Below are 21,543 nucleotides of genomic sequence, written 5' to 3'. Positions count from 1 at the left end.
TAAGGATGAGCACGCTGAACAACAGGGTAGCACTCGTTACGGGCGGGGCCGGAGGCATCGGCTCGGCCATTTGCCGCACGTTGGCCGGAGCTGGTGCAGCTGTGGTCATAACGTACAACAGCGACCTCGAAAAAGCACGGCGGCTGCTCGAAACGCTCCCCGGCAACGGGCACGCAATCGTTCATGCACCGGTACATGACCCGGAGCGGGTGGCGGCGCTGGGTACGTACCTGGCCGATACCTACGGGCAACTGGATACACTGGTCAACAACGCGGGGATCACTACGCCGGTGCCGCACGACGATCTGGATAGCCTGACCGATGAATGGATCGACCGGATTTTTCAGACCAACTGGCGGGGGGCGTTTGCCATGATTCGGGCCTGCAAACCCGTATTGCTGACCAGTGGAAACGGACTCATTGTCAATATATCGTCGGTGGCGGGGCAAACGGGAATCGGGAGTAATGTGGCCTACTGCGCTTCCAAAGCCGCTATCGACAGCATGACCCGTTCGCTGGCCCGTTCGCTGGCTCCTGCCATCCGGGTCGTTTCTGTATCGCCGGGTTGGGTGCTGGGCGACTATGCCAGCCGCCTTGAGCCAGCCTACCTGGCGAAACAAGTGAAGGCAACACCGATGGGTCGGCTGGCTACACCCGACGATGTGGCCAACGCCGTACTTGCCCTGGCCACCACGCTCACCTTCACCACCGGCAGCATCATTCCCGTCGATGGTGGCCGGGTTCTTTTATAAGCCTGACGCTTCGCTGCCATGAGGTAGTCCTGTTGCTGCTGCGCGTCTCTGCGCAATACCGAATAATCCCTTACTGATCATTAACTGACATTTTTGGTATGAAACTCGTAACCTTTCTAACCCCTACCCAACAACCCCGTGCGGGCTGGCTGACGGCCGATGGCGTGGTGGATATGCACGCGGTCAGTGGCGGGCAGCTGCCTGCCGATATGCTCTCGTTTATTGATGACCACGAACGGTACCGGGCGCTGATCCGGGAAAATAACTGGGAGTCGGCCAAGGCAACGTACCTGACCGATGCGGTAATACTGCTGGCTCCGTTGCCCAATCCGCGGAGCTTCCGGGACTACATCAGCTTTGAGCAACACCTCAAAAATGCGTCGGCATCGTTTGGCCACCAGATTGCCAAAGAGTGGTACGAGATGCCTATTTTCTATTTCACCAACCACCAGGCCATCTATGGCCCTGGTCAGGACGTACCCCGGCCCACGGGCGAAACCCGCCTCGATTATGAACTGGAAATGGCTTGCGTGCTTGGAAAAGCGGGCAAAAATATCCGGGCCGATGAGGGCGACGACCACATTTTTGGCTACACCATTTTCAATGACTTTTCGTCCCGGGCCATTCAGGGGCGCGAGATGAAGTGCAACCTTGGCCCCGCTAAGGGGAAGGATTTTGCCAATGCCATTGGTCCGTACATCGTCACCAAAGACGAAATGGCAACGTACCTGGACGAGACCGGCCGTTTCAACGTGCGCATGACCTCGCGCATCAACGGCCAAACCATTTGCGACGGCAACTTCAACACAATTCACTACACCTTCGGCCAGATGATCGAGCGGGCGTCGGAAAACCACGTCATGCTGCACCCCGGCGACATGATCGGTTCTGGCACTGTGGGGTGGGGAAGCCTGATCGAGACCAATTTTGCCGCCCACCGCCCGCTCGAACCCGGCGATGTGATTGAACTGGACATTGACGGGCTGGGCATCCTTAAAAATCAGATCGTATGATTACCGAACACGCAATCATCAGCATTCAGGCCGGTCGCGAAGCCGAGTTCGAGGCCGAGTTTCCGGGCGCACAGGCCGTTATCAGTCAGGCCAACGGCTTCATTGATCTGCAGTTGCAACGGGGCATCGAAACGCCAACGACGTACCTGTTGCTGATTCACTGGCAGACCCTGGCGGATCATACGGTTGGCTTCCGACAGTCGGCCCTGTTTACGCAATGGCGGGCCATCATCGGGCCATTTTTCGCTGATCCGCCCGTCGTTACTCATTTTTCACCCCAAGCCTAAACCGAAACCGGCATGAAAATCATTGATTTATCCGTTACGATCTCCCCGGAGATCAAGGAACCACTCCCGACCAAAATCGACTACGAAGACCACAGGGAAGGCGCGAAAAAGATGGGGTCAAAGCTCTTTGGAGGCGCCTCTGAAGACGTGTTTCTGGAAGGGAACGGCCCCGCGGGCGAATTCCTGTACCTAACCGGCCACGCCGGTACGCACATCGACGCCCCCTGGCACTATTTTCCTACCTGCGAAGGCAAACCCTCCCGCACGATCGACGAACTACCCCTCGACTGGTTTTTCCACGATGGCGTCGTGCTCGATTTCACCGATAAACCCGACGGCTACTGCTTCTCGTCCGACGACCTGAAAGAGAAACTGGCCGCCATCAATTACACGCTCAAACCGTTCGATATCGTCCTGATCCGCTGCGATGCCGACAAGCGGCTACATGATGAGGATTTCGTGAAGATCCATGTGGGGGCCTCGGCCGAAGCTACGCACTGGCTGATCGATCAGGGCATCAAGGTGATGGGCACCGACGGCTGGGGCTGGGATATTCCGCTGCACCTTCAGGCCGAAGACTATTTCAGCAACCCACGTCCCGGCGTGATCTGGGCCGCGCACTACGTTGGTCGGGAGAAAGAATACTGCCAGATCGAAAAACTGGCGAACCTCGACCAATTGCCGCCTTTCGGTTTCAAGGTGAGCTGTTTCCCCGCCAAAATAAAAGGCGGTAGCGCAGGCTGGTGCCGCGCCGTAGCCCTATGTGACTGATCCCGGCTTCGTTGCCGACGCGGAGCCTGGCCGAAGAGCCACGCGGCAGTAACAAATCCTTATTCCTTACCCTTTATGACTTCTATAAAAAAAGCCCTCGTTGTGGGGGGCGGCATTGGTGGCTTATCCGCTGGCATTGCACTTCGGCAGGCTGGCGTCGCCGCCGAAATTGTTGAGCTTCAGCCTACTTTCAACGTGTATGGGGTCGGTATCATCCAGCCATCCAATGCGTTGCGGGCGCTCGATTCGCTCGGCCTGGCCGATGCCTGCATGGAACGCGGTTCGCCTTACGGACCAGTGAACATGTGTCTGTCGAACGGGTTTCAGGTGGCGCAGGTAGGTACGCCGCCCATGGGGCGTTTGCCCGTACATAATGGTATCTCCCGCCGGATTCTGCACGACGTACTGCTGGCCGGAGCCGTTGCCAACAATGTACCTATCCGCATGGGCTTAACCGTGGCTTCTCTGGTTAATGGGCCCGAGGCGGCAACGGTTACGTTCACCGATGGCAGCACCGATCAGTATGACCTCGTGGTGGGGTCCGACGGCGTTTATTCGCACCTTCGTAGCCTGGTGTTGGGCGATTACAAACCGCGCTATACCGGTCAGTCGGTGTGGCGGTATGCGTTTCCTCGCCCCGCCGAGCTGGACACTGGCTACATCTTCTTTGGCAAGAAAACCAAAGTGGGGCTGATTCCCATGACCGCCGACACCATGTATATGTTCGTCGTATCGGCCGAGGGGGCCGACCCCAAAATTCCCGAAGCAGAGCTGGTACCGCGCCTGAAAGCGTTGCTGGCCGACTACGAAACGCCGATGGTTCGTGCTGTTGTTGACCAGATCACCGACCCGAAAGGCGTGGTGTATCGCCCGCTCGAAACGCTGCTGTTACCGGCTCCCTGGTACACGAACCGGGTGCTGCTTATCGGCGATGCCGTTCATGCTACCATCCCGCAACTGGGGCAAGGGGCCGGCCTGGCCATTGAAGATGCGGTGGTACTTGGCGAACTGGCGAAAACCGGCGATCCGCTGCCCACCCTGCTGGAGAACTTCATGGAGCGCCGGTTTGGTCGCTGCAAAATGGTGGTCGATGCCTCAAATACCCTGGGCGAGTGGGAGCAACTGGACTGGCAGGGTCAGCTGCCCGAAGGGGCCAACATGGGCGCGCTGATGGGCAAAACACTCGGGGCAATGGGTGCGCCGATCTGATCATGCGGAGTGAACACCAGATAAATCCGCTGAAAGGCTGGCAAGTTGACCGGGAAACGATCCAGTTTCTTGGTCACGATCTGCAACGCCCGGAATGCATATTGGCCGAACGCGATGGCACCATCTGGACGGCCGATGCGCGGGGCGGTGTGATGCGCCTGCGCCCCGACGGATCGCAACAGCTTATCACGCCCTTTACGGAGCTGTCTGGTGAGGCCGGCAGGGGGAACGGTACTTCCTTCGAGAATCGGTACGTACAGGCGCAGGGATCGCTTCCTAATGGCCTTTGTTTTAGCACCAACGGCGATTTTCTGATGGCCAACTGGGGCACCGACGCCATTGAGCAGATGACTCGCGACGGCCACCTGACCACGCTTTGCACCGAGATCGATGGTCGGCCGTTGGGTAAAGCCAACTTTCCGCTGCGTGACTCGAAAGGACGTACCTGGTTTTCGGTAACGACCCGCACCCAGCCCTGGACCAGGCAGTTAACCACCAGAGCTACTGATGGGTACGTTGCCGTAATGGACGAGAAAGGGGTACGGATTGCGGCTGATGGCTTTTGTGGGACCAACGAAATCCGGTTCGATCCGGCAGAAGAATGGTTGTATGTAGTTGAAAGCACCGGCCATAAAATTTCCCGCCTGCGGCTTCAACCCGACGGCTCCTTAACCGACCGCGAAACGTATGGCCCTGAAAGCCTCGGCGGTTTCCCGGACGGCTTCGCGTTCGACGCGTTCGGAAACCTGTGGATCACACTGATCTTCACAGACGAACTCATTGCCCTAACCCCCGATGGTGAGCTGCTGACCCTGCTTGATGATAGCCAGCCCGACACCAAAAAACGACTGCTCAGCCAGTTTGAAGCAGGTACGTTGACGCCGGAAATCCTCAGCGCAACGCACGGTACGCTGGCCCCCTGGATGGCCAGTCTGACATTTGGGGGCCCTGATTTGCAAACCGTTTACCTCGGTAGCCTGCGTGGTACCAGCATTCCTTATTTCCGAAGCCCCGTGCCTGGTCAACCCATGATGCACTGGTAACAACACCAACCATGAGCCGAAACAGATTTGCAGATAAAGTTTGCCTGGTGACAGGCGCCGGTTCGGGTATTGGTCGGGCCACGGCCTTGTCTTTTGCCCGTGAAGGAGCCAAAGTGGTAGTGGCCGAACTGAACCCGGAAGCCGGTAAAAAAACAGTGGCTGACCTACACAAACTGGGTGGAAAAGGCATTTTTGTTCCCGTCGACATTGCCAGCCGGGCACAGGTTGAGCAGATGGTGTTGGTAGCCGTTGATACGTTTGGCCGGCTCGATTGTGCGGTGAACAGCGCCGGTATTGCCGGCACCCTATCACGCCCCACGCATGACTACCCCGAAGATGCCTGGTTACAAATGGTAGCTGTAAACCTGACTGGAACCTGGTACTGTGTGAAAAGTCAACTGGCTCAAATGCTTAAACAGGGCGGTGGGGCCATTGTCAACATTGCATCGGCGGCTGGTTTGCGGGGCCAACCCGAAAACGTTCCTTACGCGGCCTCCAAGCATGGCGTTGTGGGAATAACCCGGACAGCTGCTATTGAATACGCCACCAGAAACATCCGAATAAACGCCCTTTGTCCAACGGCTATCGAAACGCCGATGCTCCTGGAAGGGCGTCGAAAACTGGCTTATGACCCCGAAGCGCGTGAAAAAGCCATTAACTACCAGGCCATGAAACGAATGGGGCAACCCCACGAAGTAGCCGACGTGGCTCTGTGGCTTTGTTCTGATGAAGCCACCTTCATGACCGGCCACGCGCTACCCGTCGACGGCGGCGCTTTTGCTTAACCCTCAAGTCAAAACCCCGAACCCGTACCATGACCCCTCCTTTCAGAGCCGACCACGTGGGCAGTTTATTACGGCCTGCCAGCGTAAAAGAAAACCGTCAGCAGTGGAAAAAGGGCGAAATCCCGGCCGCCGAACTGCGTGCTATTGAAGACGTCGCCATTGCCGAAACGGTTAAAAAACTGGAATCGACAGGGATGAAATCGATCACCGACGGTGAGTTCCGGCGCGATTATTTCCACCTCGATTTCCTGAAAGAACTGGCTGGCGTTACGGTAACGGGCGGCATTGAAGCGAACCCGCACGCCAAAGTGGCCGAAGACGGATTCACGCCCCCCAGGTTGAGCGTAACGGGTAAACTCAGCCATACCAAAGACATCCAGGTTGCCGACTTCGAGTTCCTGAAATCGGTGGTGAGCCAGACGCCCAAGGTGTCGATTCCCTCGCCCACGATGGTGCACTTTCGGGGCGGGCGCAAATCGATCGATATAGCCTCGTATCCCGACATGGAGGTGTTCTTTCATGACCTCGCGGCGGCTTACCGGCAGGAAATCGATCACCTCTACAAGGCTGGATTGCGCTACCTGCAACTCGACGATACCAACCTGGCTTACCTCTGCGACCCGAATATGCGGGCAGCGGCAGCCGACCGGGGCGAAGACCCGAACGAACTGCCACGTACCTACGCGGCACTCATCAACTCGGTTATCGACGGACGGCCCGACGACCTGACGGTGGGCATTCACCTGTGCCGGGGTAACTACCGCAGCACCTGGTTTGCCGAAGGAGGGTATGAGCCCGTAGCCGAGATTCTGTTCAACGCGATCAACGTAGATGCTTATTTTCTGGAGTATGACGATGAGCGTAGTGGTGATTTTGCGCCGTTGCGGTTCGTGCCCGACAATAAAATGGTCGTTCTCGGCATCGTGTCGTCGAAGCTGCGGGAGCTGGAATCACTGGATGACCTGCGCAAGCGCATCGACGAAGCCGCCCGCTATATGCCGCTCGAGAATATGTGCGTGAGTCCGCAGTGCGGGTTTTCATCGACCCACCACGGCAACGACCTGACCCAGGACGACCAGTGGCGTAAACTGGAACTGGTGGTCAACACGGCCGTCAGTGTGTGGGGAACGGCCTGATGATCCGTAGACCCCAGCGGCCTAATTTCCGGCCGCTGGGGCGTCTGCTTATACATACCCCCCAACCGTATCACATGAAAAAAACAATGTATTGTCAACTGGCGCTGGCTGGGCTTTTGGTTGGCTTGAGCGGCACGTACCTGCGGGCGCAATCGTCTCCCGAAGCCCCAAAACTGGAGTTTGTCTGTGAATTGACCGTCGCTATTGCGCCCGCCCTGACGGTAGGCGAAACGCCACACGGCACCCGGCGCATTATCCCGATTACGGGGGGGACGTTCAGTGGCCCAAACATGCGGGGCACCATCATCAATGGCGGGGCCGACTGGCAGGTAGTCAGGAAAGACGGTACCACCGAACTGAACGCCCTCTACACGCTCAGAACTGATGACAGCACGCTGATCTACGTCAACAACAAAGGGATTCGCGTGGCCACGCCCGACGTAGCTGCCCGCATTGCCCGTGGCGAGCAGGTAGCGGCATCGGAGTACTACTTTCGGGCCGTGCCATCGTTTGAAACCCCGCCCGGTAAATACGACTGGCTTACCAAAACGCTGTTTGTGGCCAAAGGTATCCGTAATGCTGGTGGCGTTATCATCCAGGTCTGGAAGATGCTATGATGACCGCCAACGACCCAACACCGTCGGTGCGCTACGCCTGGTACGTGGTGGCGCTGCTGACCCTGGCCAATATTTCGTCGTTTATTGACCGGCAGGTGCTTAGCCTGCTGGTGAAGCCCATCAAACACGATCTGCACCTCTCCGATACGCAGATGAGCCTGCTGATGGGCCTGAGCTTTGCCCTGTTCTACACCCTTTTCGGAATGCTTATCGGGCGGCTGGCCGACCGCTACACCCGTCGCAACATCGTTATTGGTGGCATCACTATCTGGAGCCTGATGACGGTGTTATGCGGTGGCATACGTACCTATTCGCAGTTTTTCCTGGCCCGAATGGGCGTTGGCGTGGGGGAAGCCACCCTGTCGCCATCGGCCTTTTCCATGATTGCCGACCTGTTCCCCAGGAAGCAGCTGGCAACGGCCCTGAGTATCTTTTCGATGGGCATTTTTCTGGGGTCGGGATTGGCAACGCTCATTGGCTCGGGCATTGTGGCGAAACTGCCCGCCACCGGCCTGGTCACGGTACCGATCGTTGGCCAGATCTACCCCTGGCAACTCCTGTTTTTCTACGTTGGCCTTCCCGGCCTGCTCATTGGGTTGCTGCTGTTGACGATCCGCGAGCCCCGGCGCACCAGCACGTTGCAGGTGGCCGGTCAAACCGCCCGTCTTTCGTTTGCTGAGTCGCTGGTACTCATTTTCCGCTACCGGACCGCGTACCTGCTCATCTGCTTTGCCACCGCCTGCCAGGCGCTGATCAATTACGGGTGCAATGCCTGGGTGCCCACCTTCATTGCCCGCACCTACGGCTGGGAAATTCCCCGCGCCGGCGCATTCTACGGCCTGGTGACCATTTGCGCCTCGCTGTTGGGCGTACTTTTTGGCGGCTGGTACGCCGATAAACTGACCAAAGAAGGCCATACCGACGGTCGGCTGCGGGTGGGGGTGCTCAGTGGTGTGCTGGCGCTGGCCAGTTTTTTTATTCCGTTGCTGCCTCGGGCCGAATGGGCTTTGCTGGCCATGGCCATGCCCATTTTCGGGCTTGCCTGCCCGTTTGGTGCGGCGGCGGCCGCCATTCAGGAGCTGATGCCCAATCAGGTACGTGGTCTGGCGTCGGCCATTTATTTGTTCATCCTGAATTTAATTGGCATTGGCCTCGGCCCAACCCTGGTGGCTCTGTTCACCGATTTTCTTTTCCACGACGAACAGATGATCCGCTACTCGCTGGTGCTGCTCTACGCAATTGGCGGCGGCATCGGCCTGCTGTTAGGCATGCTGGCGCTGAAACCCTACCGACGCGCCATGGCTGACCAGCATACTGCTGTTCTGAATGCTCAGGTGTAGTATGCCTGTAGTTGATTGACAGATGGGGCGTTGAGCTTGTGAGATAGGCCTGGCATCAGCAACCGGCAACGCGCAGGCAACCCACCGCACGCGAAGCCTGGCTAAACCAAGCTTGCCAAATGGAATGCTATTGATAATCAGTATCTTGAGTTATAAAATATGGTACAGACTGAGCAGCAGGGACCTATTCTTCTTGTAAAACTAAACCGCCCTGAGAAGCGAAATGCCATCAACGACGCGCTTGTTCTGGCGCTAGAAGCCGTATTCTCGGCCATTCCCGCCGGGGTGACCTGCGCGGTACTGTACGGCGAAGGGCTCCATTTCTGCGCCGGGCTCGATCTGTCTGAATTACAGGAACGGACCGTGGTAGAGGGGCTGCATCATTCAAGGATGTGGCATCGTGCTCTTGATCGAATCCAGTTTGGTACGGTGCCCGTTGTGGCGGTGTTGCACGGCGCCTGCGTGGGCGGCGGACTTGAGTTGGCCAGCGCCTGCCACATTCGGGTGGCCGAGCAGTCAACTGTCTACGCCCTGCCCGAAGGGCAGCGGGGCATTTTCGTGGGCGGGGGCGCTTCGGTGCGTGTACCCAGGCTGATTGGCCTGGCCCGCATGACCGATATGATGCTGACCGGCCGCGTATATGCCGCCGACGAAGGCATGGCCGTTGGGCTGTCGCAGTATGTGGTCGAGACAGGCAAAGGGCTGGAAAAAGGGCTGGAACTGGCTCAGAAAGTGGCTTCCAATGCCGAAATGACCAACTATGCCCTTCTGCACGTGTTGCCAAGGATTGTGGATTCGGGGCAGGAGCAGGGGCTGATGATGGAATCGCTCACGGCAGCTATTGCCCAGGACGCCCCCGAAGCCAAAGCCCGCCTTCGTGATTTTCTGGAAGGCCGGAGCACGAAAGTAGGACAGCCCTAACCAACCTCTGATCGGCCACTCACCGACGTTTAGCCATGCCTATGTCAGCGAATTACAACCCCTTCGGGCCGCGAGCCACCCGAAAAACCAGCCTCCCCGATGGGTCGATTCACCTCGTCCTCGATCAGCCGTTGGCCAGTTTTCCCGAAAAGCTGACCGAAAAACTGGTGCATTGGGCCACCCAAACGCCCGACGCGCCCTTTATGGCCCGTCGGCATGCTGCCGGCGAGTGGCAGGTGATGACCTACGCCGATACCCTCAGTCAGGTACGTTCGCTGGCCCAGTACCTGCTGAACCTGAACTTTGGTCCCGACGATACCCTGGTCATCCTGTCGGAAAACAGCCTTGAACATGCCCTGCTGGCGCTGGCGTCCCTACACGTCGGCATGCCCTACTCGCCCATTTCGCCCGCTTACTCGCTGGTATCCACCGACTTCGGTAAGCTGGTTCACTGCCTGAAGCTGATGACCCCGAAACTGGTGTTTGCGCAGGATGGCCGTGTGTATGCCAACGCGTTGCAGCGAAGCAAAGAGCTGTTCCCCGAGGCAACCATTCTCACCGCCGGCGAGGTATTTGCGGACCTGCTCACGACCCAGCCAACCAGCGCCGTCGATGCGGCATTTGCGGCGGTCGGGGCAGATACGGTGGCCAAAATCCTGTTTACATCAGGGTCAACGGGCCTGCCCAAAGGGGTGATCAACACCCAGCAGATGTGGTGCGCCAATTTGCAGCAGATCACGCAGGCCTTTCCGTGCCTTCAGGCCGCCCCCCCCGTCTTTGTCGACTGGCTTCCCTGGAACCACACCTTCGGCGGCAATCATAACGTAGGCATGGCGCTGTATAATGGCGGCGTTCTGTATATCGACGATGGAAAGCCAACGGCAGCGGGCATTCAAACCACCGTGCGGAACCTGCGCGAACTATCACCGACGGCTTATTTCAACGTACCCAAGGGCTTCGATATGCTGTTGCCGTACCTGGAAGCGGATGCCCATCTGCGCGAATCATTCTTTAAAAATCTGCGCTTTTTCTTCTACGCCGGAGCCAGCCTGGCGCAACCCATCTGGACACGGCTGGAGCAGCTTTGCCAAGAAACAACGGGCCGGAACGTACCGATCATCACCGGCCTTGGCTGCACTGAATCGGGGCCGTCGGCCATGTTTGCGGCCTGGCCGGGTAGCTTTTCGGGCTTGCTGGGGGTGCCGGTGGCCGACATGAACGTGAGACTGGTGCCAAACGGCGATAAACTGGAAGCCCGCTACAAGGCCCCCAACGTAACGCCCGGCTACTGGCGCAATCCAGCAGCCACCGCACAGGCATTCGACGAGGACGGATACTATAAAACGGGCGATGCCGTGCGGTTTCTGGATGATACCGACCCCGACAAAGGCCTGCTGTTTGATGGCCGCATTGCCGAAGATTTCAAACTATCGACCGGCACCTGGGTAAATGTGGGCCTGGTGAAAGCCAGCATTCTGGCGGCGGGTTCACCCGTTGTGCAGGACGCCGTGATCACCGGCCTTGATCAGGCTTTTGTGGGGGCTATTCTGTTCCTGAATCCCGATGCCTGCCGATCGCTCGCCAACCTGCCCGCCAACGTACCCAGCCTTGAGGTGTTCCGGCACGAAACGGTAGCCAGGTACGTGGAGTCGCTGCTTCGGCAACTGGAGGAAACCGCTACGGGCAGCGCCAGCCGCGTTGCCAAAGCCGTGATAGCCCTTGACCCGCCTTCAATCGATCTGGGCGAGATCACCGATAAAGGGTCGCTGAACCAGCGTGCCGTACTACTCCATCGGGCGGCAGTGGTGGCCCAACTGTATGCCTGAAACTCTAATCTCCCTCGCTACCTGACCATGAAAATTTTTCTCCTGCTTTACTTTTTGACAGGTGTAGCCTTGGCCCAGCCTGTGGCTAACGTAGACTCCGGCGCTATTGATGGAGCCAGCTACCGGATTGTCTTCCCCCGGAACTGGCGGGGAAAACTGGTCATGTATGCGCATGGCTATGAGTTTATGGGTACCCGGCCCCGGCAAAGTCAAAATCCCGAATGGCTACTTCGCATGCAGCCGTTTCTGGATCGGGGATTTGCCGTTGCCGCGTCCGATTATCGATACCAGGGCTTTGCGCTGGCGCAGGGCGTTGACGATACCGAAGCGCTGCGCCAGCTTTTCACCAAAAAATATGGCCGCCCCGACACCACGTTTATGGTCGGCCATTCAATGGGCGGAGGGGTCACGCTGGCCACGCTCGAGAATTTTGGCGCCAATTATCAGGGCGGTCTGCCGCTCTGCCCGCTGTCGAGTAGGCCATATCTGCAATGCCGCAAGGAGTTCGATATGTACGCTACGTTCAACGGGCTGTTTCCGGGGGTGGTTACCTCACTGGCCACCATTTTCGACCTGACGAAACCGTATCAGGCACAGAACGCGCGGACCATGGTGGCCAGAGCAGCCGAGATCAGCAAGGCTATTCTGGCCAGGGACTCACTACTGGCAGTGGCTTTCGCCCGGCGGTTCGACCTGAAACTGGCCGACCTGCCTTTCTCGCTCTTCTTCAACGAAAACGTCCTGCGTGACCTGGCTCAAAAAGCGAAAGGCAACCCTTTCGACAACACGAATACCGTCTACAGCGGCTTCCCCGACGATCTGACCGTGAACCGGTTGGCCGAACGGCTGCCCGCTACGGCTAATCCCGATCGGCTTTTCAAAAAGTATGACCGTACCGGTAACATCAACCGACCCGTGGTGGCCATGCACACCATCTACGACCAGTTGATCCCGCCCACTTACGGGATTGTCAACTTCGAAAACATGGTGCATCAGCAGGGGAAAGACCAGTTCTTTACGGTCAGGTATACGAGCGGGCAGGGGCATTGCAACTTCACCCCGCAACAGACGGGCGAGGCGTTCGATGCCCTACGTACCTGGGTGAAAACCGGCACGAAAGCACCCGCTGGATTTATGAATTGATTGGACCAACAGAAGCCACCGATGAGTTACACGCAACAGCCCGAAAAGACAGCCATCCTGGCTGATGGACAGGTATTTAGTCATGGAGAAATGGAAACGGCGTCGCGGCAGTTTGCCCAGGTGCTGCTGGCCGGGCAAGCCGATCTGGCCGAAACCCGGGTGGCCTTTATGGTTGTTCCGGGCTTCGACTATGTGCGGGTGCAGCAGGGGATCTGGCTGGCGGGGGGCGTGGCGGTGCCACTGTGCATTACCTACCCGCTACCGTCGCTGCAATACGTGATCGACGATACCCAGGCCAGCATTATCGTTGTCTCGCCCGACTTTGAGGCTGTGCTTGCCCCCTATGCTGCCCGGCAGGGCCTGCGCTTTATCCGGCTGGGACAGCCAGCGCCAATCCCGGGTGGCGATCTACCCAGCGTAGACCCCAGCCGCCGGGCCATGATTCTGTACACCAGCGGCACCACCAACCTGCCCAAAGGCGTTGTGAGCACCCACGCTACCATCAACGCGCAGGTGAACACGCTGCTGGAGGCCTGGGCCTACTCGCCGACCGATCACCAGCTGTGCGTGTTGCCGCTGCACCACGTGCACGGCATCATTAACGTGGTAACCTGCACCCTGCGGGCGGGTGGCACGGTGACGTTTATGCCGAGTTTTTCGGCAGAGGGTGTGCTGAACTGGTGCCGGGAACGGGCTAAACAACCCGGTACGGGTGTCTTCATGGCCGTTCCCACCATTTATTTCAAGCTCATTGCTCACGTAGATACCCTGCCCGATGAGTCGAAAGAAACGCTGTTACAGGCCCTGTCTACCTTCCGGCTGATGGTGTCTGGCTCGGCCGCGCTGCCGGTTTCGGTCATGGAACGGTGGGAAACCATCAGCGGCCACCGGTTGCTGGAACGCTACGGCATGACCGAACTGGGCATGGCCATCAGCAATCCGTACCGGGGCGAACGCCGGGCAGGCCATATCGGGCAACCCCTGCCGGGGGTAACTGTCCGGCTGGCCGACGAACAGTATGCCGATGCCGCGCCCGGCGAAGCAGGGGAGATTCTGGTGAAAGGGGCCACGGTATTCAGCGAATACTGGCAGAAGAAAGACGCTACGGCATCGGCATTCACGCCCGACGGCTGGTTCAAGACCGGCGACGTGGCGATCCTGGAACAGGGTTATTACCGTATCCTGGGCCGCAGCTCCATCGACATCATCAAGTCGGGCGGGTACAAACTGTCGGCGCTGGAGATTGAAGAGGTGCTGCGAACGTACCCCGGCATTGCCGATTGCAGTGTGGTGGGCCTCGACAACGACGAATGGGGCGAACTGGTAGCCGCGGGGCTGGTGGTCAGCGGCCAATCGTTCGACACCGACGCGCTGACCACCTGGCTGCGCAGTCAGTTACCCGCCTATAAAATGCCTCGCCGGTATAAAATTCTGGATGAATTACCCCGGAATGCAATGGGAAAAGTAGTCAAGAACGACCTGAAAAAACTGTTCAACTGATATGGATTTAGTGAATTATGGATGAGGTTTAGGTGAGCCCCGAAGCCGTCTCGCCCAAACCTTGCCCGCCGTTCACGTTGCATAAATCCCCAACCCAAAATCCCTTTTATGCTTATTCGAGGTGTCGCCCTGTTAGCGGGCTGTTATATAGTTGGTCAGCTTATCGGCGAAAGCCTGGGGCAACTGCTCAACGTGAACGCCAATATTGGCGGGGTAGGTTTTGCCATGCTGCTGCTCATTTTCGCCCAGCACTGGCTCGAAAAACGGAATCATTTCCACCAGGATATGGAACAGGGCATTCTGTTCTGGAGCAAGCTCTACATACCGGTCATCGTGGCCATGTCGGCCACCCAGAATGTGCGCGTGGCGCTGTCGAGCGGTGGCGTGGCGGTGCTGGCGGGTAGTATTCCGGTGGTGCTTAGCCTGCTGTTTATCCCTCTGCTGAAACCTGCGAAACAACCTGCCGAAACACCTGAGGAATGGACTATATAACCACGTTGCTGGTCAAAAATGGCCTTGTCGTAGCGTTTCTGGTCACGGGCCTGCTGATGTTTACCGCCGACGGCCTGTCGAAAACGGTGACTAACAACAAAATCCCGGGTTCGGCCATCGCCATCTTTATGGGGTTGGTACTGGCCTACATCGGCGGGTGGTTCACTGGCGGCAGCAAAGGCATTGCCGATGTAAAGCAACTGAGTGGTTTCGACCTGCTGGGCGGGTCCATGTTTCGCGATTTTGCCATTGTGTCCACAGCCCTGGGCGTCAGCTTTGGCGTAATTCGCCGAACAGGGCTGGCCGGTGTCCTGTCCTTACTGATCGGTGTCGTGTTTACCTTCACCAGCGGGGCCATCATTGCCTGGCTGATGGGCTATACCGATGCCAAAAGCATCACGACTATTGGCGCGGGAGCCTGTACGTTCATTGTGGGGCCAGTGACAGGTGCCGCCGTTGGGGCTTCGTCTGACGTGATAGCCAACAGCATTGCGGCGGGGCTGGTGAAGTCGATCCTGGTGACCATCGGCACGCCCCTGATTGCCCACCGAATCGGGTTGAACAATCCCGTCACGGCCATGCTTTTTGGGGGTCTGATGGGCACAACGAGTGGCGTAGCGGCTGGCCTGGCCGCTACCGACCCCAAACTGGTTCCGTATGGGGCCATGACTGCTACCTTCTACACCGGCCTGGGTTGCCTGCTGTGTCCATCGGTCCTGTACCTGGCGGTGACGGCGCTTATTGGCCACTAACGAAACATACGATGATCGACCTGCAAAAAATTGTTGCCATCGACGTGCATACCCACGCCGAAGTGTCGTGCTGCCAGCCCCACGACGACTATCGCCCGGAGTTCGACGTGGCGTTTGCCAGCTACTTTAAATCCGACAAGCGGCCCACGATTCAGGAAACGGCCGATTATTACCGCGAGCGGAATATGGCGTTCGTGATGTTCACCATCGACTCGGAATATGAGACTGGTCGGCGGCGGATTCCCAACGAAGAAGTGGCCGAAGGAGCTGCCAACAATGCCGACGTGATGATCGCTTTCGGCAGCGTCGATCCGCATAAGGGGCGCTACGGAGCCAGAGAAGTCCGTCGGCTGATCGAGGAGTTTGGGGTGAAAGGGTTCAAATTCCACCCAACAGTACAGGGATTCTACCCAAACGACCGAATGGCGTGGCACGTCTATGAGGCCATTGCCGACTATAAACTGCCTATGCTGTTCCACTCGGGGCATTCGGGGTTTGGGTCGGGCGTGCGCGGCGGCGGCGGGTTACGGCTCGACTATTCCAACCCGATTCACCTCGACGACGTGGCCATTGCCTTCCCCGATTCGCCCATCATCATTGCGCACCCATCCTGGCCGTGGCAGGACGAAGCCCTGTCGGTGGCTATGCACAAGCCCAACGTGTACATCGATTTGAGCGGGTGGTCGCCGAAGTATTTTCCACCGCAGCTGATACAATACGCCAACACGCAGCTCAAGCACAAGGTCTTGTTCGGCACCGATTTTCCGCTGATCACGCCCGAACGCTGGTTGACTGATTTTGCCAGTGCCGGGTTCAGAGAGGAGGTTAAGCCGCTGATTTTGAAAGAGAACGCAATCAAACTACTGGGCTTGACGGTATGAAAACACAGGTTGGTATCATCGGCGCTGGCCCTGCCGGACTCACGCTGGCCCTGTTGCTCGCCCGGCAGGGAATCGAGTCGGTCGTTCTTGAAAATCGGAGTCGGACCTACGTCGAGTCGCGGGTGCGGGCGGGCTTGCTGGAACAGAACACCGTTGATCTGTTCACGGAACTGGGCGTGGCTGATCGGCTCCAGCAGGAGGGTCTGTCGCATCATGGCGTCTATCTGAGCTTCAACGGGGTGCGCAACCGGGTGCCGTTTGCCGAGTTGACCGGCGGGCGGTGCATCACCATCTACGGGCAGCAGGAGGTGGTGAAAGACCTGATCAACGCCAATCTGGAGCAGGGTACTCCCCTCCATTTTGAGGCGTCGGCCACGCATATCGACGGACTGGAAACCGACTCACCCGTGATTCATTTTGAGCAGGATGGGCAGGCGTACGCCCTGACCTGCGACTTCGTGGCGGCCTGCGACGGGTACCACGGTATTGGCCGGAAACACCTGCCCCTGGGCACCTACAACGAGTTCCGAATCGACTACCCGTTTAGCTGGCTCGGCATTCTGGCCCACGCCAAACCGTCGTCCGACGAGTTGATCTATGCGTACCACGAACGCGGTTTTGCCCTGCACAGCCTGCGTTCTGAAACGGTCAGCCGCCTGTATCTGCAGGTTGCCAACGACGACCATATCGACAACTGGACCGACGAGCAAATCTGGGAGGAGCTGGATATCAGGCTGGGCGATAAGGACGGGTTCAGGCTGAATCGGGGCGAGATTTTCGAGAAAGGCATCACGCCCATGCGTAGCTTCATGATCGATACCATGCAGTATGAACGGCTGTTTCTGGCGGGCGATGCTGCCCATATTGTGCCGCCTACGGGCGGAAAAGGACTGAACCTGGCCGTTGCCGATGTGAAAATTCTGGCCAGTGGGCTGGCTGCCTATTACGGAACGGGGCAGGCCGGCCGGCTGGCTACCTACACCAGCGATTGCCTGCGCCGGATCTGGCGGGTGCAGGATTTCTCGAATACCATGACGTACCTGTTTCATAAACAGGCCGAACACGGTTCGTTCGAGAATCAGATTCAGCAGGCCAAATTTGATTACATAGTCCGTTCAACCGCCATGGCTACCACGATTGCCGAGAATTATGTGGGCCTGAAAGACATCTAGACGACGCATGGATTTTATCACTGTCAATGGCCATACACTGCATTACCAGCACCTGAGAACGGACCCGGAGCGCACCTTCGTGTTCGCCAATTCGCTGGGTACCGACCTGCGCATCTGGGATAAGGTGGTTGACCAGCTAAAGCCGCACGGCTCTATTTTGCGTTTCGACTTGCCCGGTCATGGCCTGTCGGACGTACCTGACCACACGTGTTCGATCGCTGGGTACGTTGCCGATGTGGTAGCGTTGCTCGATGCCTGCCAGATAAAGACGTGTGTGTTCGTTGGCCTGTCGATTGGCGGACTGATTGGCCAGCAACTGGCCTTGTTGCATCCCGACCGGGTCGGGAAACTGGTACTGAGCAACACGGGTCCTAAAATAGGCACGGCCGATAGCTGGAACGATCGTATCCAGACGGTGCAACAGCAGGGGCTGTCGGCTATCGCAGAGGCGGTGGTACAGCGCTGGTTTTCGGCCCCATTTCGGCAGGCTAACCCAACGCTGGTGGCGGCCTGCCAACGGATGCTGGAGCAGACAGCGCCCGCTGGGTACGTCCGGGCCTGCGAAGCCATTCGGGATGCTGACCTGACGAACCAGATTTCGTCTATCAACGTACCTACGCTGTGCATTGGCGGGACTGATGACCTGGCCACGCCGCCCCAACTGGTTCAGGCAATGGCCAGCGCAATGCCTAATGCCCGCTACGAACTGATCGGCGGGGCCGGACATATTCCCTGCGCGCAGATGCCCGACATGGTGGCGAAACTGATTCTTGACTTTGCGGCCGAAACCGCTGGCTTGTCCTTATTCGATCGGGGTATGAAGACCCGTCGGGCCGTACTGGGCAACGCGCACGTTGATCGGGCCGAGGCCGCTAAAACCGACTTCGATGCCGATTTTCAGCAGTATATCACCGAGACTGCCTGGGGTAGCATCTGGTCGCGCCCCGGCCTGACCCGCCGCGAACGCAGCCTGATCACCATTGCCTTGCTGGCCACGTTAGGCCATGATGACGAGCTGGCCATGCACCTTCGAGCCACCCGAAACACCGGCGCCAGCCCCGACGATGTAAAGGAAACCCTGCTCCACACAGCCATCTACGCGGGTGTGCCCGTCACCAATGGAGCCCTGAAAATTGCCAAAGCCGTTTTGGCAACCACGCCCCAACCGGACCGTGCTGAAGGAGGCTAAAGCGCCGCGATGGTATGTTGCAGCGCAGTAGCCCCCTTCAGCACGGTCCGGTTGGGGGGTACTGCGAGAAGGTAAATTCCCCAAATCTCAATCCAATTCCCTCTTATGGAACCTATCAAGGTGGACGTACATCCACCGCACCTATCGCCCGACTACAAATCGACGATTTTTCGTAGCCCGACAAAGCCGCTGATGATCGTTCGGGAACACCTGCAGGACCTTCGCCTGCCTGTTTTTGGCGAATCCGTACTGGGTAAATTCGATAACGACCTGACCAGAAATGCCCGCGTCAATGGTGAACCCATCGGTGAGCGTATCAAGGTGGCGGGGCGCGTGATGGACGATACCGGTCGGCCGTTGCCCAATGTGCTGGTCGAAATCTGGCAGGCCAATTCGGCGGGGCGGTACATTCACAAAGCCGAGATCCACGATGCCCCGCTCGACCCGAATTTTCTGGGCAGTGGCCGCGTGCTGACCGATAGCGAAGGGCGTTATTCATTTTATACCATTAAGCCGGGGGCCTATCCCTGGGGAAATCACTACAATGCCTGGCGACCCAATCACATTCATTTTTCGGTGATGGGCCACCAGTTCGATCAGCGGCTGGTGACGCAGATGTATTTCCCCGGCGATCCGCTGTTTGCGTATGACCCGATCTTTCAGTCGACGCCCGTTCACGCCCGCGAGCTGCTGATTGCCCGGTTCAGCATGGACTGGACCGAGCCGGAGTTTGCGCTCGCCTACGAGTTTGATATTGTGCTGAATGGCCCCCACCAAAATGTAACGACATCCCGGCCCGTGTAAGTAATGGAACGTCTACGTCAAACACCCTCGCAAACGGTTGGCCCTTTCTTTGCTTATAGCCTGACCTCCGTTCAGTACGGCTATGCCTATGACAGCATCGCCAACCACACGCTCATTGGCCCTGACACGCCGGGCGAACGGATTTTCATCACCGGTCGAGTCCTCGACGGACAGGGTAATCCCGTGCCCGACGCCATTGTTGAGATCTGGCAGGCCGATTCGGCGGGCGACTACCGAACCGAACCGATCAGCGCGGCCAGTCACGGTAGCCACGAATTCATTGGCTTCGGTCGCGTAGGAACGGGCACCCAACCCGGTGCCGTATTTCGATTCGACACGATCAAGCCGGGCCGCGCTCGACCCGACAATGCGCCGCACATCAACATCACGCTGTTCATGCGCGGGTCGCTGCGGACGCTCTACACCCGACTCTACTTTGCCGATGAAGCTGCCGCCAACGAACACGACCCTGTATTGACCACCATTCCCCCCGACCGACGAACTACCTTGATCGCCACCGCCGTTCAGTCAGCAGCCGGGCCGGGTTACCACCTCGATATTCGGTTGCAGGGTGAGCAGGAAACCGTATTTTTCGATTTGTGAAGATGGTGAAATTGCTTTGCATTGATTGGCTTCGCGCTGTAGGCCCTTCGGCTAGTCGGGGGCGCCTGGTCGAAGGGACCGCACGCGATGCCAATCAACGCAAAGCAACAGTCTCCGAAAGCCATTTCTGCTAAACCATCAATCGGTAAGCAACCCACAAATCCCCAATCCCACATCCCCAATCCGTCTATGTTTTCAACGTACCTGGCTGACCCTGACATATACCGGCTTTGCGGCCCGGAAGCGATCATCCGCCATATGCTGGCGTTTGAGGGCGCGTTGGCAACGGTGCAGGGGCAACTGGGCATTATTCCGCCCACCGCCGCATCCACCATTGCCAACGCGGTGTCCCGCCTGACCATTACGCCCGAATCGCTGGCGGCAGGAACCCTGCAAAATGGTGTACCAACCCTTCCGCTGCTAGCGCAGGTGCGTGAGGCATTGCCCGAATCGGTCCGGGGCCAGCTGCACATGGGGGCCACATCGCAGGACGTGCTGGATACGGCCCAGGTGCTGGCTATCAGGTCTGTGGTGGATGTGCTGGCCGACCGGACCAACGACTTGCTGACAAGTCTGCATCAGCTGGCTATCCGGTACGGCAACGTACCCATGATGGGCCGGACACGTACCCAGCAGGCCCAGCCTATCACCTTCGGCCAGAAAGTCCAGAGTTGGCGCAATCCGCTTGGCCGGCATCTGGAACGGCTCGATCAGGTAAAACCCCGCGTGCTGGTGGTCCAGTTGGGCGGGGCCGTGGGGAATCGGGCGGCGTTTGGTGAACGGGGCGAGGCCGTAGCCCGTGCATTGGCCACCGAACTAAAGCTAGGCTACGCCACGCCCTGGCATACCGAGCGCGACGGACTGGCGGAGTTCACCAACTGGCTGGCGTTGTTGACCGGTACGCTGGGCAAACTGGGGCAGGATGTGTTGCTGATGGGGCAGACCGAGGTGGGCGAAGTGGTTGAAAACGTGACTGGTGGTGGTAAATCCAGCGCGATGCCGCATAAAAACAACCCTGTTTTGAGTGAGGCGCTGGTCATGCTGGCCCGCCAGAATGCGCAGTTCGCAGCCATACAGCTGCAAAGCCTGGTGCATGGTAACGAACGCGACGCTACCGCCTGGATGCTGGAATGGGAAAACCTGCCCCGCATGATGAGCAATGCAGGGACGTCGCTCCGCCACGCCCTGAGCATTACCCAGACGATGGGCGTTCATGGATGTCGGCTATAGGATACCGTATTTCGTCATCCTGTCCGCACCGGCGGTCGGGATGACAAAATACGGTATCAAAACAAGTGCTCGATTTC

Annotated in this window: 22 protein-coding genes; all 22 read left to right on the top strand. The window is 58.2% G+C overall.

What is annotated here, in order from left to right:
• Window positions 1-5: 5 nt before the first annotated feature.
• Entirely contained in the window at window positions 6-752 is a 747-nt protein-coding gene (locus ACAW75_RS00340) for an SDR family NAD(P)-dependent oxidoreductase (RefSeq protein WP_370726664.1), read from the top strand.
• A 98-nt stretch (window positions 753-850) separates the two neighbouring features.
• Window positions 851-1,765, top strand: coding sequence for a fumarylacetoacetate hydrolase family protein (locus ACAW75_RS00335; RefSeq protein ID WP_370726663.1), 915 nt, complete (start codon window positions 851-853; stop codon window positions 1,763-1,765).
• Window positions 1,762-2,052, top strand: a complete 291-nt coding sequence (locus tag ACAW75_RS00330) for an antibiotic biosynthesis monooxygenase family protein (RefSeq protein WP_370726662.1) — start codon at window positions 1,762-1,764, stop codon at window positions 2,050-2,052. The genes ACAW75_RS00335 and ACAW75_RS00330 overlap by 4 nt, the downstream gene beginning before the upstream one ends.
• 12 nt (window positions 2,053-2,064) lie before the next feature.
• The gene (locus tag ACAW75_RS00325; protein ID WP_370726661.1) at window positions 2,065-2,823 is read left to right on the top strand and encodes a cyclase family protein; all 759 of its coding nucleotides are present in this window, start codon (window positions 2,065-2,067) and stop codon (window positions 2,821-2,823) included.
• Between the two features lie 75 nt (window positions 2,824-2,898).
• Window positions 2,899-4,032, top strand: a complete 1,134-nt coding sequence (locus ACAW75_RS00320) for an FAD-dependent monooxygenase (protein ID WP_370726660.1) — start codon at window positions 2,899-2,901, stop codon at window positions 4,030-4,032.
• A gap of 2 nt (window positions 4,033-4,034) precedes the next feature.
• The gene (locus tag ACAW75_RS00315) at window positions 4,035-5,075 is read left to right on the top strand and encodes an SMP-30/gluconolactonase/LRE family protein (RefSeq protein WP_370726659.1); all 1,041 of its coding nucleotides are present in this window, start codon (window positions 4,035-4,037) and stop codon (window positions 5,073-5,075) included.
• A gap of 11 nt (window positions 5,076-5,086) precedes the next feature.
• The gene (locus ACAW75_RS00310; RefSeq protein WP_370726658.1) at window positions 5,087-5,860 is read left to right on the top strand and encodes a glucose 1-dehydrogenase; all 774 of its coding nucleotides are present in this window, start codon (window positions 5,087-5,089) and stop codon (window positions 5,858-5,860) included.
• 29 nt (window positions 5,861-5,889) lie between these two features.
• Entirely contained in the window at window positions 5,890-6,996 is a 1,107-nt protein-coding gene (locus tag ACAW75_RS00305) for a 5-methyltetrahydropteroyltriglutamate--homocysteine S-methyltransferase (protein ID WP_370726657.1), read from the top strand.
• A gap of 74 nt (window positions 6,997-7,070) precedes the next feature.
• Window positions 7,071-7,613 carry a DUF3237 domain-containing protein gene (locus ACAW75_RS00300; RefSeq protein WP_370726656.1) on the top strand — a complete coding sequence of 181 codons (543 nt, stop codon included), beginning with the start codon at window positions 7,071-7,073 and terminating at the stop codon, window positions 7,611-7,613.
• Window positions 7,610-8,953, top strand: a complete 1,344-nt coding sequence (locus ACAW75_RS00295) for a spinster family MFS transporter (protein WP_370726655.1) — start codon at window positions 7,610-7,612, stop codon at window positions 8,951-8,953. The genes ACAW75_RS00300 and ACAW75_RS00295 overlap by 4 nt, the downstream gene beginning before the upstream one ends.
• A 159-nt stretch (window positions 8,954-9,112) precedes the next feature.
• The gene (locus ACAW75_RS00290; protein ID WP_370726654.1) at window positions 9,113-9,874 is read left to right on the top strand and encodes a crotonase/enoyl-CoA hydratase family protein; all 762 of its coding nucleotides are present in this window, start codon (window positions 9,113-9,115) and stop codon (window positions 9,872-9,874) included.
• A gap of 41 nt (window positions 9,875-9,915) precedes the next feature.
• Complete coding sequence (locus ACAW75_RS00285; RefSeq protein WP_370726653.1) at window positions 9,916-11,700, top strand: feruloyl-CoA synthase; 1,785 nt, start codon at window positions 9,916-9,918, stop codon at window positions 11,698-11,700.
• Window positions 11,701-11,727: 27 nt separating this feature from the next.
• Window positions 11,728-12,843 (top strand): alpha/beta hydrolase family protein, encoded by a 1,116-nt coding sequence (locus tag ACAW75_RS00280; RefSeq protein ID WP_370726652.1) that lies wholly within the window; start codon window positions 11,728-11,730, stop codon window positions 12,841-12,843.
• Window positions 12,844-12,864: 21 nt separating this feature from the next.
• On the top strand, window positions 12,865-14,343 hold the full coding sequence (locus ACAW75_RS00275) for an acyl-CoA synthetase (RefSeq protein ID WP_370726651.1): 1,479 nt from the start codon (window positions 12,865-12,867) through the stop codon (window positions 14,341-14,343).
• Between the two features lie 108 nt (window positions 14,344-14,451).
• The gene (madL, locus tag ACAW75_RS00270; RefSeq protein ID WP_370726650.1) at window positions 14,452-14,835 is read left to right on the top strand and encodes a malonate transporter subunit MadL; all 384 of its coding nucleotides are present in this window, start codon (window positions 14,452-14,454) and stop codon (window positions 14,833-14,835) included.
• Entirely contained in the window at window positions 14,823-15,587 is a 765-nt protein-coding gene (gene madM / locus ACAW75_RS00265; RefSeq protein WP_370726649.1) for a malonate transporter subunit MadM, read from the top strand. Before madL ends, madM begins: the two co-directional genes overlap by 13 nt.
• Before the next feature lie 11 nt (window positions 15,588-15,598).
• Window positions 15,599-16,468, top strand: coding sequence for an amidohydrolase family protein (locus ACAW75_RS00260; RefSeq protein WP_370726648.1), 870 nt, complete (start codon window positions 15,599-15,601; stop codon window positions 16,466-16,468).
• Window positions 16,465-17,640 carry a 4-hydroxybenzoate 3-monooxygenase gene (locus tag ACAW75_RS00255; RefSeq protein ID WP_370726647.1) on the top strand — a complete coding sequence of 392 codons (1,176 nt, stop codon included), beginning with the start codon at window positions 16,465-16,467 and terminating at the stop codon, window positions 17,638-17,640. Before ACAW75_RS00260 ends, ACAW75_RS00255 begins: the two co-directional genes overlap by 4 nt.
• A 7-nt stretch (window positions 17,641-17,647) precedes the next feature.
• Complete coding sequence (gene pcaDC, locus ACAW75_RS00250; RefSeq protein ID WP_370726646.1) at window positions 17,648-18,829, top strand: bifunctional 3-oxoadipate enol-lactonase/4-carboxymuconolactone decarboxylase PcaDC; 1,182 nt, start codon at window positions 17,648-17,650, stop codon at window positions 18,827-18,829.
• 105 nt (window positions 18,830-18,934) lie between these two features.
• A complete protein-coding gene (gene pcaH, locus ACAW75_RS00245; RefSeq protein ID WP_370726645.1) occupies window positions 18,935-19,633 on the top strand; it encodes a protocatechuate 3,4-dioxygenase subunit beta in 699 nt (232 codons plus the stop codon).
• Between the two features lie 3 nt (window positions 19,634-19,636).
• Entirely contained in the window at window positions 19,637-20,236 is a 600-nt protein-coding gene (gene pcaG, locus ACAW75_RS00240) for a protocatechuate 3,4-dioxygenase subunit alpha (protein ID WP_370726644.1), read from the top strand.
• A gap of 189 nt (window positions 20,237-20,425) precedes the next feature.
• Entirely contained in the window at window positions 20,426-21,466 is a 1,041-nt protein-coding gene (locus tag ACAW75_RS00235; protein ID WP_370726643.1) for a lyase family protein, read from the top strand.
• The last annotated feature ends 77 nt before the right edge of the window (window positions 21,467-21,543 follow it).

The organism is Fibrella arboris, from assembly GCF_041321095.1.
GTDB classification, from domain to species: domain Bacteria; phylum Bacteroidota; class Bacteroidia; order Cytophagales; family Spirosomataceae; genus Fibrella; species Fibrella arboris.
The sequence above is the reverse complement of the archived record's forward strand: the minus strand, read 5'-3'. Positions and strand labels throughout refer to the sequence as shown.